The organism is Pseudomonas sp. K5002 (genome assembly GCF_013386655.1).
GTDB lineage: Bacteria > Pseudomonadota > Gammaproteobacteria > Pseudomonadales > Pseudomonadaceae > Aquipseudomonas.
Genome location: NZ_JACARK010001457.1, coordinates 1 through 613 on the forward strand (window position 1 = coordinate 1; position 613 = coordinate 613).

Genomic DNA, 613 nt, shown 5'->3' on the forward strand with positions numbered 1-613 from the left:
CGTATCCAGGCCGGGCCGGCGTTTGGCCTGGGCTTTGCGGCCAAACCCGGGCATGCGTACTTCCACCTTGTCGCCGCCGGCGGCGTCACCCTGCGTACCGAGGACGGCACGCAGTACGAACTGACGCCGGGCAACGCCGTGTTCATCTCCCACGGGGGCGCCCATCAGTTGCTCTCCAGCCCGGAGGTGCCGGTGCAGGACATCGACAGCTTCAACGCCGCAGCCCTCGGCGATGCGGTGTGTGCCGTGGATGCCCGCGCCGATGCAGGCGTGGCTCAAAGCACCCTGCTCTTCAGCGGCTGCATGGAGTTTGAACTGGGGAGTTTGCACGGCCTTGGCCGCCTGATGCCGGACCTGATGCTGATCGACGCCAAGGGCCAACGTTATCCGGGGCTGATGCCGATCCTGGCGGCCATGGAGCGTGAAGTCAGCAGCGCCCGCATCGGCTTCGCCGGCATTCTGGCGCGCCTGGCGGACGTGGTGGCGGCCATGGTTGTTCGGGGCTGGGTCGAATGTGCCTGCGGGAATGCGTCCGGCCTGGTGGCCGCGCTACGCGACCCGCGCCTGGCCAAGGCCCTGCTGGCGTTGCACCAGCAGCCTGGGCGCGACTGGA

1 protein-coding gene is annotated in these 613 nt (G+C 68.7%); it reads left to right on the forward strand.

Translation table 11 applies throughout. From position 1 onward, the window contains the following. The coding region (locus HX846_RS37165) for a cupin domain-containing protein (protein WP_178967459.1) at positions 1-613 on the forward strand (613 nt) is incomplete at both ends.